13 protein-coding genes are annotated in these 15,200 nt (G+C 55.0%); 5 read left to right on the plus strand and 8 right to left on the minus strand.

The genetic code is table 11. The features are described 5' to 3' along the window. Positions 1-103: 103 nt before the first annotated feature. The 6 genes from KUW00_RS04920 to KUW00_RS04945 all read right to left on the minus strand — a co-directional run bounded on the left by KUW00_RS04920 (position 104) and on the right by KUW00_RS04945 (position 6,671). Entirely contained in the window at positions 104-757 is a 654-nt protein-coding gene (locus KUW00_RS04920; RefSeq protein ID WP_108131099.1) for a DUF1523 family protein, read from the minus strand. 10 nt (positions 758-767) lie between these two features. Next, positions 768-1,034: a hypothetical protein gene (locus tag KUW00_RS04925; RefSeq protein WP_108448397.1), complete on the minus strand. Its 267-nt coding sequence runs from the start codon at positions 1,032-1,034 to the stop codon at positions 768-770. A 3-nt stretch (positions 1,035-1,037) separates the two neighbouring features. Continuing rightward, the gene (locus KUW00_RS04930; protein WP_222568373.1) at positions 1,038-2,393 is read right to left on the minus strand and encodes a DUF6638 family protein; all 1,356 of its coding nucleotides are present in this window, start codon (positions 2,391-2,393) and stop codon (positions 1,038-1,040) included. After that, positions 2,311-4,254 carry an AAA family ATPase gene (locus KUW00_RS04935; protein WP_222568374.1) on the minus strand — a complete coding sequence of 648 codons (1,944 nt, stop codon included), beginning with the start codon at positions 4,252-4,254 and terminating at the stop codon, positions 2,311-2,313. The genes KUW00_RS04930 and KUW00_RS04935 overlap by 83 nt, the downstream gene beginning before the upstream one ends. 76 nt (positions 4,255-4,330) lie before the next feature. Continuing rightward, a complete protein-coding gene (locus KUW00_RS04940; RefSeq protein WP_222515776.1) occupies positions 4,331-5,449 on the minus strand; it encodes a hypothetical protein in 1,119 nt (372 codons plus the stop codon). 139 nt (positions 5,450-5,588) lie between these two features. Then, positions 5,589-6,671: a hypothetical protein gene (locus KUW00_RS04945; protein ID WP_045994473.1), complete on the minus strand. Its 1,083-nt coding sequence runs from the start codon at positions 6,669-6,671 to the stop codon at positions 5,589-5,591. A gap of 638 nt (positions 6,672-7,309) precedes the next feature. Between KUW00_RS04945 and KUW00_RS22315 the strand changes: the two genes are divergently transcribed. The 3 genes from KUW00_RS22315 to KUW00_RS04960 all read left to right on the plus strand — a co-directional run bounded on the left by KUW00_RS22315 (position 7,310) and on the right by KUW00_RS04960 (position 10,298). Then, entirely contained in the window at positions 7,310-7,849 is a 540-nt protein-coding gene (locus tag KUW00_RS22315; protein WP_261391968.1) for a hypothetical protein, read from the plus strand. Positions 7,850-8,896: 1,047 nt separating this feature from the next. Continuing rightward, positions 8,897-9,646, plus strand: coding sequence for a DUF4760 domain-containing protein (locus KUW00_RS04955; protein WP_222568375.1), 750 nt, complete (start codon positions 8,897-8,899; stop codon positions 9,644-9,646). Positions 9,647-9,977: 331 nt separating this feature from the next. After that, entirely contained in the window at positions 9,978-10,298 is a 321-nt protein-coding gene (locus KUW00_RS04960) for a hypothetical protein (protein WP_222568376.1), read from the plus strand. Positions 10,299-10,353: 55 nt separating this feature from the next. Here KUW00_RS04960 and KUW00_RS04965 read toward each other — a convergent pair whose 3' ends face one another. Together KUW00_RS04965 and KUW00_RS04970 are read right to left on the minus strand one after the other, a co-directional pair. After that, on the minus strand, positions 10,354-11,433 hold the full coding sequence (locus tag KUW00_RS04965) for a phage portal protein (RefSeq protein ID WP_222568377.1): 1,080 nt from the start codon (positions 11,431-11,433) through the stop codon (positions 10,354-10,356). Beyond that, entirely contained in the window at positions 11,430-13,202 is a 1,773-nt protein-coding gene (locus tag KUW00_RS04970) for a terminase large subunit domain-containing protein (RefSeq protein ID WP_222568378.1), read from the minus strand. The genes KUW00_RS04965 and KUW00_RS04970 overlap by 4 nt, the downstream gene beginning before the upstream one ends. Positions 13,203-13,342: 140 nt before the next feature. Between KUW00_RS04970 and KUW00_RS04975 the strand changes: the two genes are divergently transcribed. Further along, positions 13,343-14,164 (plus strand): GPO family capsid scaffolding protein, encoded by an 822-nt coding sequence (locus KUW00_RS04975; RefSeq protein WP_222568379.1) that lies wholly within the window; start codon positions 13,343-13,345, stop codon positions 14,162-14,164. Between the two features lie 15 nt (positions 14,165-14,179). Beyond that, complete coding sequence (locus KUW00_RS04980) at positions 14,180-15,196, plus strand: phage major capsid protein, P2 family (protein ID WP_222568380.1); 1,017 nt, start codon at positions 14,180-14,182, stop codon at positions 15,194-15,196. Positions 15,197-15,200: the final 4 nt, after the last annotated feature.

Consider the following 15,200-nt stretch of genomic DNA (forward strand, 5'->3'; position numbering starts at 1 on the left):
GATGCCAAAACACTTCGAGCTGGGCGTGCGCGGACGCAGTTTCCGAGTACACCACCTTCAATGCGGTTTTTCCAAGAACCGAGGTTCATCCGCGACCCGACACCTAGCGCCTGTTGCGGCCCTTCCATGTATCCAGCCATCGGCGTAGACGGTGCCAACGGTGATTTACAGCTTCACCAGCACTATCGAGGCCACCTTCAACTTCCTCCATCACCGGGTCGAGATGGCGCCGCCTGAAGCGCACCCAGGCTCGCCACAGGAAAGCGACAGCGCTTCCCATCAGCACCAGAAAACCGTATGTAAACCAATTGAATGGCTTGTCATTCGGGCCCTCGACCGACTCAATCGAGACAGCATTAGGAAAGATGGAAAAGAATTGGTTGCGCCAACCGTAATGCATGATAGAAACCCATTGAGGATCCGCCCGTGTCGAAATCCGGTCACTGGCCTCCGTATAAAGATTTGCGGTATCGAACTTGAAGTAAGGTGGCCAGCTCCAGCCGGTATCCTCATTGCGATAGACGATCGCTTTACCACTAGGGAAAACTGCTTGTATGAACTGAACATCACGATTTTCCAGCGTATTGGTCAAATCATCCGGATCAGACCAAAAGATGCGCGTCCAATCATTGATATCCTGTCGCTTCTCGTAGGTATCGACGATACGAACGACGTCATACTGGGGAAGGCTATAATGCATGACCGCTCCGACCATCAGCCAGAAAACACCCCAGAAACTCCACTTCACGATTGCCATTGACTGCCCCCTAGAAAAAATTGATAACAAACACCAAAACAGTCATCAACGTGACGGGGAAGATATAAATCAAGGATATCAATATAGGCCGCCAGCGGCGACGATACCGACGCATCGATCTGCGCACAAAGACTCTCTCGTCACCCGCTGAAGAACGCCTTTTCCATTCATCTTCAAGCCCCTTGCGCCAACGAAAAAAAAGGTAAACATTGACAATGATATAGCAGATCGTCATAAGCACCATGACGACCAGGATCAGGCGAGCAAAAGCAATCACGCATTATTCCTTGTTACTGCCAAATAGCATGGCGCGAGCGGAGTCTTTATCGGAGATATACTCACGAACAATAGCATCGACGGAAAAATCTCTGACCTCACGCGGCCAGCTGCGGTAGCGGCGATAGAACTCATCCTTGTGACAGATGTAGAGCTGTAGAACGTCATTCGGAACCAGTTCCGCCAGCAGCATATTGACCAGATCCTTCACCGGCGTATCAGCAGCACGAAGGGTGGCAAAGTAGGCGGGATGACTTATGCCAACCTTTGGCCTTGTTCCACCGGCCTCTGCCCACCGGACAATGGACGCCAGCCCTTCATATTCCATGGGTAGTGAGACGCCATTGCGGGCCGCAAGACGACGTAGTCGAGACCCGGCATGTCCAGTTGAATCAACAGACTTTTTCGCCAACTCCAGACCAAGCATAAGGTCCAGCTTTCGGCGCAGGACAGCAACACCCTCATCGCCTGGAAACTTGACGACAGTCTCGACAAGCTCGTTGTCACTCAAAAAACGGGCCACATCACGTCGATCATCGAGCAGCATTACAAGCGCCGACGGCAGCTGGCGCCGGTACTTCTCTTCGCGCACGACAACACTCGGCTTCTCCATATCTTGAAAGATATACAGACCGCCAAACAAAGACGTCCAGAAATTCCTCTGCTCGAAGACAGCATGCTGGAGCTGGATCGGGTTCCGCGTGACATCACCAGTACAACGAGCAACATCGATCATTTCGTTGATCAGTAGTTCATTGAACCAGCCATCCTTCTCATCGTGGAAACGATCCACCAGTCTGGCAAGGTGGCCTGCCTTGGCAATGGTGCCATTCGTCGTGTCCGCAACCACCTTGATTTGACGAATATCGAAAAGGTCCCGGGGGCTCTCGACACTGAAAACAGAATTCTCCAATTCACCGGCTATGGCGTCGGTCGCTGTCAAGGCAAATAGTTGTCGTTCGTTCTCTCTGATAAATCGGTTCAAGATTTGTCGACTGGTGGAAAAATGGGCGTTGAGCAAGGGGCATCGGCCTTGTTCGTTACTCAATAGAATGAATTGACGATTGACTCCGCCATGATTCAAGTACTGATGATCACCCAACTCTGAACCAACTTCCGGGGAATACCCGGAAACATCAACATGAAACTCGGAAAGCTGGGTGGTCGCACCAGTCAGATGCTCGAGTACTCTGTTGTAGCGATCCACCAACACAGGCGAGTCGACGTGGAAAAGATTGGAATACATCAGACCACTTTCGATCAGCCGCTGCATAGGATCACCCTCTGCCATCCTGGAAGCGACGCTGAGCTTCGTGACGACGTTCCATATCACGTACCAAGGCATCAATCGCTGCTTCATCGGAGCTTCCTGCATAGCGAAACTCGCTGTCGGCGTAGCGATTGATTTCCTGAAGGACCATATTTGAAGTGATCGGGACACGAAGCTCTGAAATCATCGCCTTCTTCGTTTCATAGTCCTTGGCCAGAAAGACATCCGGAACCTCCATCCACTCATCAGGTATATCGAAATCCATCGAGCGAACTTTAACCGCGTCGCTTATGTTTTTTATTGCGCGGCCGGTAAATTTCTCATCAACCTGCTGAATCTCCTTCAGATATGTCCCCAAAGCAGCAACTGAATCAATATCGCCGAATTTCTCGAAAACTCGTTCAAGAACCTCTTTCAGGCGTGGCTCAGCAGGCCTATTGTAGGAAGAAAAGGATTGAGCGATTACTTGCTTTATGCTCTGAGAAGAATAGAGTTCGTGCTTTCCGAGTGGGATACCATGGTGACTGCCCAGCAAAAGATGCAGAATATCGATATAGTCCTCTCTGGTTTTTGGTCCATCAGCCAGAAATCTGGCACCCGCCCGCTGGCGAAGAGCGTCGTCGACATTTTCCGGATAGTTCGAAAACAATCCGAAAGTACAATTCCCTCTTACCACGGTATTGGCGCCGGCAAATGCCTCCATCAACACGGCAGTCACCTCCTGCTGCCCGGCGGAGGACTGACGGTCACCGCGTTTTCCAGCAATCTGGTCGATATCATCAATAGTTCCAAATCCTATCACCGAAGGATCCATGACATGATGAATGAAGGCCTTGGCGTTCTGTCCCGACTTGCCTTGATAACTGTCAATATTGTCAACACCGAAGTTCTGGTAGCGGAAGGGGTAACCCGCCACTTGACAGTAGTCATGAATCAATCCCGCCATCATCTGGATCAGAGTGGTCTTGCCGGTGCCTGGTTTACCGTCCCCCATGAAGGTGAAGATAAAACCTCCCAGCTCGGCGAAGGGGTTCATGCGACGTTCAAAGTCATACGCCATCACCATACGGGCAAGCCTCTGCGCCTGGTGCTTGGCGATATGATTTCCGATGACCTCTTCAGGTCGCTTGAACACCATGTTCAAATTACTGGATCCACCTCGACGCGCCGGCTCGAAACCTCTCAATGTGAGCCTATCTGCCTCTACTCTCCATACGCTGGCGGTGAAGGATCCCAGTCGCGGAGCGTTCTCTGCTCTTAGAACCACCTTCTCCAACAACTGTTCGGTCCAGGCAAGCAGGGCGGCAACAAGGTGAACGTCATCGCTGGCATGCAAAGCGACAATCTGATCCAGTTCCCACAAGACACCATGAAGAGCCAGTTGAGCGTTGTCAGTAACCAGTTCTTGTAACTCGCCCACATCAACCTGTGTCTCGCTGCCATGATCGAGCAATAGCCATGCCAAGGCGTTGGCAAGAACATGGGTGGAGATCAGCGCCTCGGCGGCAAGCAGCTCCGTGAACTCGGTACGCCGCGATGAAGCCAGTGAGCCAGAGAGATTGGCCTGTTTAAGCTCCAGCAACCCATTGCGCTCGGCCCAGCATTCGCCAATCGCCAGAGCAATCGCGATGGATCGCCGGAGGCCATGCTGGACGGTCGCCTGGAGCGGAGACATCAATGGGTCTCCTCCATTGCTTGTCGCTATCCGTTCGCCCAAGTGCACTCCATCCGGGCGCCCCGTGGAGCGTGTGGCGAGCCCCGGCGTGGTCGATCGAAGCCTGCGAGTACGACCTATACCTGGAGATATTTCTTTCTCGTCAAGCGTAAGCTGCTGCCGTGGGCGGGCGATACGGGGACTGTGATCAAAGCCCTCCAGCATCCTTTCAGCCGCAGCGTAGTGCCTCTGGATATCATCTTCGCGCAGTTCCATCTGATCGCTGTCAAGACTCATGAATCCCTCGCTACCGGGCCTTCCTGCCACGGTTATCTATTGTTGCTTCGCACCTCAGGACGGCGCCATCATCGTGTTATAAGTGCAGCACCTGTCCCGATGGGCTGACCACAAACTTCTGCACATCGGCAAACCCGGAGGGGGCCAGCTCAGCCAGGACCTGAAACGGACGCTGAGGCAAAATGATGGAGCGTAACGTACGAGTAGCTCCGGAGTGACCTGCACCATCAGAGAAGGGGTCCAGGGCAAAGATTTCGCGCTCGACCTTACTGAACCATCCACTACGTTCTTCTTGCGTCCCATCACTATCGAGCTCCTCCTGGGTCCAGGCCAAGGCCCAATCGTCCTCTCCCCCTGGACAGGCCTGCTCGAGAATCTGCCGCAACGGTCCGGCCTGCTCGGTATAGGAGGACGAGTACATGGGCCCAATGTGATAGCGGTGGAGCCGTTTTGGATGAACGTCATCAAAGTCCGCATCCAACCCACGGGCAATGGTCAGCAATGTCAGTCCAGCAAGGGACTGGGCCATCAGGTGAGCCTGGACAGCTGGCCAACGGTATTCGTCTTTTGGCAGAGGGGCAGAACCACTGTCATCGACCTCCATCAAGTAGATGACAGGCAGATTGACCTGGCTGTCGTAGACAGCCCAATGGATGAAAAAACGCCTTCGCCCACCGTCACTGTCCAGCATCTCGCACTGAGGGTCATTTTGAATCCAGAAAAGAGCGCCTCGAGAGATTTCCTCGTAATAGAGTCGCTGGGACATGGCATACTGAAGTCGGGTAGGCGAACGGCACTCACCAAGGATGGTGCGAATCATCTGAGCCTTGAGCTCGCGTGTACTTGGCATATTTGTCAGATGGCGTGAAGCTTGCTGAGCGTCATTAGCCATACGCATCAACTCGCTGGCGACCGGAAAGCCACTCTCGCGTCTGTCCACGGTGAGGCTACCGAGACTGCGGGAGGGGGTTTGCCCCACCATCAAATACTTGGTGCTCAAGGCGTCAAAGGTAAAATCAAGGCGCTTCAGATAATCCGTCAGTGCTCTTGCATCTATGCGGTTCAGTTGATCGCTGGCATGCATGGCTGCCGCCACTCTTTCGAGCCGCTGGAGGATCTCGCTGAATCTCCGAAAGTAATGACGCGAAGCATACACGTCAGCTAACTCAAGATGATCACAATCTGACGAATCCATCGCACCCTCTTTTCGGCGAGTACTGGCTAGCACATCATTCTCATTCAACGATGACATCATTCACCGAATGATCGCCTCCAGAAGGAAGCTGGTATAAAACCTCTACCTATCACGTCTCGACTGATGGGGAACCTGCCCCTCAACGCCCATACAGATTCTTGTCATGTTTCTCGACGATCTTTGAAAATCTCCGAGCAAAGCGCTCGTCAGCGCGGGCCTTTTTCTCCAGGACGTCTCTTGCATACACCATCTGGCCTTCATGTGCTTCGAGCATATCGGCCATGCGCTGGTTGGTTGCACTGCCGATGCCCGCCATCGCAGTCTGAGCTTCCTGGTCTGTCTGGGAGCCAATTTCGTTGATCCTGTGCGCTACGTCCTGCTGCTGAGCCGTCTTCAACGACTTACTCAGGGCGTCATATAGCACAACTCTTTGCTGAGTATCTGTCTGGAGCTTGTTGATCAGCACCTTTTGAGTCGCTGCCTGATTCTGAAGACTGTCCAACCAGGTTTTCCCCTTCTCGATGTAGCGCTCGAGCGTTTGCGAGCGGGAGATGCTGACCTGTTCATCCTGGACCAGCGCGTTGTAGCGTGTATTCGTGTCTGCAAGCTCGGTTTCCAGGCGAGTACGCTGCGCTGCATCCTGCTCCACGGATATCTTGCTCTCCAGATCGATGAGCTGTGGGTCAAGTGCCTCTATTTCGGCTCTCAGCGACTCAAGCTCTGCTACCGCTGCCTCTCTATCACCCAGCGATCGTTCCAGATTCTTCTGGACCTTTTCCTGCTGGCTCTCGAGCTCCTGTAATTGGCCATCCAGGAGCTTTACGATGATGTCGGATTTGGCGATGAGGTCCTGCAGCTTTTCGTCTATGCTTGCGCTCCTCATTCGCTCCTGACGCATGGACTCAGCCTTTCCCTTGCTAAAGATTCCGACGAACTTCTCCATACTGGACTTGTTGCGCATTTCGTCAAAATCTTTGGAAAAACCGGCAGTAGTGTCATCAAGCCCCATGATCAACTCTGCGATATTGGCGTTCATGGTCTCGGTGTGGGCATGAACGTCATCCAAGGTAGCAACTTCGATGTTGAAGCCTACTGAGTCTCCTGCATCTGCGCGGGCACGAGCGGCTTCAACACTGGCAGTGACCTCGGCGATTTTTCGCTGCGACTCTTTTACCTTGTTGCTCGATTCTTCAATCATGGTATCGAAATGGGATTTCTTCATTTTTTCGATATTTCCCTGTGATCTGTCCGGATAAAAGGCATCTAGCGCGACCCAAATCCTAACCTTGACTGCGCCCATACCGCTTTTGAGTTATACAGCAACCAAAACGCCACATTTTTTCGAGAAAACCATGTGTCCTGTGATATACCTGTACACCTTCAGTCAGGACGACTTTCTCTCCCATCCTATTCCTACGTCTTGAATAAAAGTACACGTAAACTTTGCAATATCAGCGATATCTTCTTCAAAGCATCGCCTAATCCCGGATGTGGCAAACCTGTAAGATTTCACCCATAAACATACATAAAACACATGATTTACCATCATGACTGGCCATTGCCAGCTGCCACACACAACAACAATGATTCGTGAATGGTGAGCGGGAACCAGAAGAGACAAACAAACATCAGGTCAATCTCGCCACCAAGAATAATGCGCCATCGAGAAAGCCATACAACTTCATGATGTGGATCAAGAAGTAAAACCATCTCCTACAGCCTAACCCGGGCACTCAATGCTCAATATCGAGCCCTCCTGACAGGCTTCATCTACAATGGAGAGAAGCGTTGGAACGCCGCGTCGACGTATCGGACCTCGTGCAAAGCGTGCCCAGGGAGCTGGAGCGATACCGTCCACGAATGCCCTATCTTCTGCTGGACGAAGGCGCCATCGTGGACTCGGAGCATTGGTCGCCGGAGGCACGCAACGTGGTAGCCGCCATATTTCGACTGGAACACCACCGTGGCACCAGGGAGGCGGTCGAACTGATCGGGCTGCTGGCAAGATGGCTCGAAGCGCCGGACCAGACTCGTCTGCGCCGTCACTTCGCCATCTGGATCAAGCGCGTGCTGCTGCCCAACTGGATACCCGAGAGCGAAGGAACCGAGTGGCAGAATCTCAACAAACTCAATGAGGTACACAACATGCTGGCCGAGCGTGCAAAACGATGGCCCGAGCAGTGGAAGCAACAGGGTCTTGAAGAAGGCCGCCAGGAAGGCCGCAAGCAAGGACGTCAGGAAGGACTGCAGGAGGGCGAACAGAAGGGCGAACAGAAGGCTCGTCTGGAGGTCGCCCGCAACATGATCGAGCGGACTCAGCTAGATGACCAGACGGTGGCGGATCTGTCGGGGCTGGACATCGCGCAGGTCAGGACGCTGAGAGACGAACTCAAGCGCTAGGGCTTGTCTGAAAAGTGCCTGCGCTCGGTAATACGGCGTTAAAAATCGGATCAACATGCTCATTTACACCACGTAAACTGCGCTTTCTCACCGATTTTTGCCTTGTCTAACCTTCGCTCGTCGACTTTTCGGACAGCGCCTAGGGCTTGTACGAAAAGTGCCTGCGCATGTGCCGAACGCCTGAAGTGCACCCGCGCTGCCGGGCACGACACCATGATTCACCCACGCACAAAAAAACCGCCTCTATGGGCGGTTTTGATGTTGCAGCAAGTCGTTGATCCATAACCATCTTTTGATGGTGCCGGCACCAGGAGTCGAACCCGGGACCTACTGATTACAAGTAAGGACATCTAACACATAAAATCAAATATTTAGAGAGGAAACTGCTACGCAAGATCATTCTCATTGACACGTAATATCAAGCACTTAAGAAACGATAATACGCAAGCTGTTTGGAGGCATGGCCTAGAATTTCAGACGAGCGCAAGCGTGCTACGAATAGCCCACCCCATAAAACCAACTGGACGCATGGGGCCATGCTTCCGGCCAGCCCGACATTTCAAAAAACCTATAAATATCAACATTATACCAACAATCCAGCCCTACTAAGCGCTGCGCTGAGACTTGTAGTCTCTTGCTACCCTTGCTTTTCTCGCACCTATGTGCAATGTTCAGAGTGCAAGGAGAAAAGGAATACCAAGCAAGCTTAGGGTTTTAAGCCTGCTTAGCTCTTTAAATCATTGATTTTGATAGAAATTTGCCGAGAGAGCTTGCTCCTCGGCTAAACGTGTTGTACGGGTTCCATTCGAGATGGTGCTCCTGTATACTCGACCGCCCACGCGAAAGTGCATTGCGTGGTTGCAGTTCGCTGCCATCATGGCATGGCAGCCCATTCCCTCAAAGCTGGAGAAGCCTATGTCACACTATGTCTATTTTGACGAAGATTGGGGCGTATACGACGAAGATTGGGGAGTATACTAACTTTCTATCCAGTTACGAGGGGCTTAACAGCCCCTTTTTTTTGCCTGATTGTTAGAGAACGGAGAAATGCTGGACATCCTTCGCGCAATTTTTGACGTTTATCACCTGGCAGTAGACAGCGTGCTAAATCTATGGGTATTAGCAGCAACAGCACTAATATCCATCCCCGCCAACCTTATAGTCTCGATAAAAACAGAATTACTAAGGCTATGGGCTGAACATCCCACCGCATATGTAACTGGAACCACAGGCATTCTCGCAGCCTCAATGGCAATTTTCACCATCAGGAAACAGCGCTTTATATCTCGCGAGAAAAACTCATTAGACTTCCAGGTTACATATAAGCACAACGCAGAAGTCAACGACTGCTGGAAAAAAGTAAGGAAAATCGCAAGGGACGAAATAGAGCAAATAAAGCTAGGACAAAATTCAAAATCAGGGTCTGAGACCGCGCAAGCTCTTAGCACTATATGCAATGAATGGGAGCGGTGCGCAAACGCAATAAAAAATGATGTATATGACGAAGAATTCTTATACAAAGTATACGCTTCTACAGTTATCGGAATATATTCTGACTACGGAATGTATATAAACGAAAGAAGAAAACAAAACCCAAAATTCTTCAACAACTTTATTTGGCTTGCTGAAAGGTGGTCAAAAAGACGAAGAGAAGAGCTTAAAAAGAAAAACCATGAAGATGAAAAAATGATGGCACAAATAGAGCACGGTCGCATAATGACCCATATAACGAATATCAACAAAATGACAGAAAGATTAAAGAAACATGCAGAAGACAAAAAAGAAGAGAAAAAATAGGTCCTATTGACCACCTTGTCCTCAGTCTGCATATCACGCCATCTTAATTTAAAAAAGTATTTTGTGGTGCAGGGCATCGACAGCCCGTGGGTAAGACTGCAGAGAGTCGCATAGATCCGCGTAAGCCCTTGCCCTAATCCACCCCCAAGAAACCCCAGCCCCGGCGCGCCCTGCGCCAATATTGCATGAGTGCATAAAAACCACCCGATTTAGAGCGCGGGCGGGGCGGGGTGTCGACGGCGCGCCAGGGGGCGCTGACACCGCTGGTGTCCCCTGCAGGCCTTGGCTTCGAAAAGCTGTTACATTCGTTTTTTTGCATAAGGAAACACGAATGAAACAGCGCGTAGAACTGACACTGGAACGCATCAGCACTGTTGCCAGAGATATGGTTGATCAGGATGAGGTCGAGAGGGCTCAATCCTTTGCCACGATCAAGGTGATGCTCGACTGGCTGCGGGACACAAACCGTGACTACAACCACAACAACATTTGTGCCCGAGAGAACTTAGATCGTATCGAGGGAAACATTGCAGTACTTGCAGGCCTGGAGGCCGGCGGTGATACCGACGAACCTACGCTCCTGGCCTGGGTCTACGGCGACGTGGATAGTGCGGGATCAGAACTCGCCTTGGGGGCTATCGAAAGCGATTAAAAAGCCGCCCAGACGGGCGGCGATTGACGATCAGAGCAACGGAAGTCGCCAAGGGCTACCGTGAGGGGTCAAGGCCACCATCTGCGGCACCATCCAGCGAGTAGCTTCGGAAGCTCACGATCTCTTCACCTGCCCACTCGTTAACCTCACGCATGGCCGCCTGAAGGGGCTCGAGCTCGTTGGCCACGAATACACGGGCGGCCTTCTCGACGTCACCGAATCCACCGGTGTTCTGCGGGATAATCCCCATCAGCTGCGGTGGAATGCGGTGACCGGCAAGCTGGTCATCCCGGGTGATGTTCTTGATGTTCCAGAAGTCGTCCTTGGCCGCGACCTCCGATACCGGGATGACCTGGACGCCGTCCTTCTTGCCATTGGGCGAGTACAAGAAGAGATTGCGGAAGTTGCCGGGCCCCTTGGAGTCCTTCAGGGCCTGGCGCATGGCGTCGATGTCCTTCTGGTCATGGGCGGGGTCGCTGACGTACATGATGAAGCCGGCGTGTGAGCCGTTCAGGAAGTAACGACGCCTGAACAGGGTGGCGTTCTCGTTGAGCCACGCGGATTGCAGGCTGCCCAGGTAATCCGGCACGCCATAGATGCCCTGGTCAATGTCCGGCTCGAGCAGGTGGAGCACACGCCCCATGGGCAGCTCGGTTCGATCAATGAAGTTGGGTACCCACCAGTAGCGCTCGCCGTTGAGGCCACCACGCCGCACGTATCGGGCGCGCAAGTGGCGAAACGGAAGGCGGCGCCCCAAGCGCCCGACGACTTCCTCCAGGTAGGCGTTGCCAAACACCAGGTAGTCGAGCGCCAGGCCGCTGAACGCCTGTCGCCCCAACAGTGGGTGAGGCTTGAAGGTGCGCAGCAGGATATTTCGCTTCACCTGCAGCGCGCTGCCATGGTGAGCCGTTGCCCGGTAGGACTTGGCCAGGATATCCAGCGGTACCGGTGGCTCGTACCACTCATCCGAGGAAAGCCAGAGCCCCTCGTAGAAGAAGTCACGCATGCTGGTGACGGGCTCGGGATCACCGAAGCTGAACGCCTCGGTCCGGGCGCGCGGTGCCGCCGGCGCCGAGTTGGTGGCGGAGTAGCCCGCCGGCAGGCGGACCCGGGGCTTGCTGGCGGAAGCTGTCATTCGAAGATCTCCATCAGGGATTGGCCGGCCCCGCCGGCGGGGCCATCGATAGGTTCGTGAGAGAGGGCGTGCATCGTCGCCCAGGCCAGATCGGCATGACCGGTCGCCTGGGTGCGGCCGCTGACATAGGTGAACTGCCGGCCGGAAGCGGTCAGCTCACGCTTGATGGCCATGAAGGACTGCGCCAGGTCCGACCAACCCGCATCGAACTCCAGGCGACTTTTGCGCATGATCTGCTGTGCCTGCATCACCAGGCGCGCCTTGACGGCGGGGTCGTAGCGGAATCGCACCAGGGTCGGGAACCACTTGGCCACGTGCTCGGCTACCGCCTCGCCGATCCCGGTCACGTCGATGCCGATGTGCTCGATGCGATAACGGCTGGTGAGCTTGCGGATCTCCGCCGCCTGCTTCTCGTAGTCCTGCCCTTTGAGCCGGTGGCGCTCAAGAATGCGATGGCGCTCATCGGCACTTCGCGCCGGCAACACCACCACCAGGCCTGCTCCGTCGCCATCCTCACCCGTGCCGGTGGGGTCATAGCCGACCCACACGCCGCGATCCCCCACCGGACGAGGAGCGAACGGTCTGAAGTCGTCCCAGACTTCCCAGCTATCCACCATGCAGGGGTGCACCATAGCCAGTGGGAACGCCGACTGGCTGTCGTCAACGAACTGGCACATCAACAGGTTGGCGAATTCCTCATCGGAATACTCGAGGCGCAGCTGGTCGAGGTCGAACAAGTCGCACCCGCCAGCGATGGCGTCTTCCACCGTGACGATCTGGCGCCACTGACCATCGGCACACAGTTGCCCCCCAGCACAGGCGGAATGGGAGACATCGAACTCGGCCCGGTCCTTCTTTGGCCTTCGCTTGTTGAACAGCTCACCGGACCAGAATGGGTAGGCTTGATGCCCCAGGCTCGAGGGCGTCGAAAAGTAGGTCTGGCGCCATTTCTTGTGCATGGCCATGCCAGAGGTGACCTTGCGGAACTCCTGGAAGCGGTGGATCCAGAAATACTCGTCGAGGTAGACGTCACCGTGATAGCCCTGGGCCGTTTTCGAGTTGGTGCCGAGAAAGTGAAGCTCGGCCCCGTTGTCGAGGACCAACGGCGAGCCCTTGAGCTCCACGTCGGTGACGTCCTTTACGAACTGGACAATGTAGTTGCGGAAGATGTGGGCCTGCGCCTTGCTCGCCGACAGGAATATCTTGTTTCGCCCTGTCTTGAACGCATCGACGATGGCCTCCCTGGCGAAGTACCAGGTGGCACCGATCTGACGTGACTTCAGAATGTTGCGAATACGGTGCTTGTGTCCCGCCTCGTGCCACTGGTGCTGGTACTCGAACAGTGATTCGAGAAACGCCGCCTCGAGCGCCTCGACCTGCTCGTCATCCAGGGCATTGCGCTTCTGCTTGCGCCGAGGAGCCTCATTGCGCGCGGTGATATTGGGGTTGAGATCGCTCTCCTTGCCAGTCTCCTGGTAGCGGTGCACCCGGGCCAGCCGCTCGATCTGGCGGCCCAGCAAGTCGATCTCCTTGAAGTCACGGCCTTCCTTCGCTTCCTTGCCAATCAATAGCACCAGGCGCGCCTCGAGCGCACCCTCGACGCGCTCGGTAGGTGAAGCCTTTTCCCAGCCGTCACGATTCTTCCAACTGTGCACGGTGGAGGGCTTTTGTCCGATGAACTCGGCGATACGCGCCACTCGCCATCCCTGCCAGTACAGGTGACGGGCCGTGAGGCGCGGAGAGTTGGGGTCTGGGGGCATAGTCGTCATGCCGCCAGCCTAACCGTGAGGAAGGCTGCCGCACGTTGCTGATTCTTGTACCAGAGGGCCGGTACAACGCGGTTCGGTTGAGTCGCTCGCGTGGGGTGCGACCCTGACGGCAACACCGACACCGCACCCCGAGGAAGCCCATGGCACGCTGGTTCCGAATCGCCACCGAAGGCGCCACCACAGACGGCCGCAAGATCTCACGCCAGTGGATCGAGCAAATGGCCGCCAACTTCGATCCCGCCAAGTACGGTGCCCGAGTCTGGCTCGAGCACATGCGCGGCATGTTCCACGACGGCCCATTCGCCGCCCTGGGCGACGTCACCGCCGTCAAAGCCGAAGAGGTCGAGGACGGCAAGATGGCGCTCTTCGCGACCATCGACCCCACCGACCGGCTGAAGCAGATCAATGCCGAGCGGCAAAAGATCTACACCAGCATCGAGGTCGATCCCGAGTTCTCCGATACCGGTGAAGCCTACCTGGTAGGGCTGGCGGTGACCGACTCCCCGGCGAGCCTGGGCACCGACATGCTGCAGTTCAGCGCCAATCAGGGCGAGGCTTCTCCGCTGCACGGGAGAAAGCAGAAGCCGGGCAACGTCTTTACCGCTGCGGTGGAAACCGAGCTGGACTTCTCGGAAGAGCCGGGTGGTGATTCCGACAAGCCCGGTCTACTGGCCACCGTCAAGGCGCTGTTCAAAAAGCACGACGCCAAGACTGACAAGAGCTTCGCGGACTTCCGCCAAGACCTCGAGCAGACGCTTGGCTTGTTCGTCGAGAGACATCAGGCACTGTCCGACGACCTGCAAGGTCGCCCATCCGCCGAGGCGTTCCAGGAACTCAAGGGCGCCCATGACGAGCTGAAGCAACAGTTCGACGAGCTGTACCGCCGACTCGACCACACCCCCGACACCCCGAATCGCGCCCCCGCCACTGGCGGCGGTGACGCCGTACTGACTGACTGCTGATAAGGACCGCCGCCAATGCGCAACGAAACCCGAATTGCTTATCACAAGCTGCTCAAGCGAGTGGCCGAGCTGAACGGCGTCCCGAACGCCACCGAGAGCTTTGCCGTTGAACCCAGCGTTCAGCAGACACTGGAGAGCCGGATTCAAGAATCCAGCGAATTCCTCAGTTCTATCAACGTGATCGGCGTTGATGAGCTCAAGGGCGAAAAGCTGGGACTGGGCATCTCCGGCCCCATCGCTGGACGCACCGACGTCAGTCAGAACGACCGACAGCCGAGGGATCTGGTCAGCCTCGACGCAAACGGCTACGAGTGCCTGTCGACTGAGTTCGATACCTATCTGACCTGGTCAACGCTGGACGCCTGGGCCAAGTTCCCCGACTTCCAGGCCCGCGTGCGCAATGCGGTCATTCGGCAGCAGTCACTTGACCGCATCATGATCGGACTTAACGGCACCAGTGCAGCAGCCGAGACCAACCGCGTCGCCAACCCGATGTTGCAGGACGTCAATAAGGGGTGGCTGCAGCAATATCGCGAACATGCTCCGGCCCGAGTCATGAGCGAAGGGGCAAATACCGGAGAAATCCGCGTCGGAAAAAACGGCGACTACGAGAATCTGGACGCGCTGGTATACGACGTCGTCTCCGAGTTGATCGATCCGTGGCACCGTGAGTCCACCGCCATTCGAGCGATCTGTGGCCGAAAGATGTTGGCCGACAAGTACTTCCCGCTGATCAACCAGAATCAACCGCCCACTGAACAGCGGGCGCTTGACATGATCGTCAGCCAGAAACGCATGGGTGGTCAGCAGGCGGCCCGAGTGCCTTACATGCCTGACGGCAGCTTGCTGATCACCATGCCGGAGAACCTGTCCATCTACTGGCAGCGTGGTAGCCGCCGCCGAAACCTGGAGGACAATCCCAAGCGCAAGCGCGTGGAAAACTACGAATCGTCCAACGATGCCTACGTCGTCGAAGACTTCGGGGCGGGATGTCTGGTCGAGAATATCGTGTTCGGCGACTGGACCGTCTAAGGAG

The organism is Halomonas sp. DP5N14-9, from assembly GCF_019802175.1.
GTDB lineage: Bacteria > Pseudomonadota > Gammaproteobacteria > Pseudomonadales > Halomonadaceae > Halomonas > Halomonas litopenaei.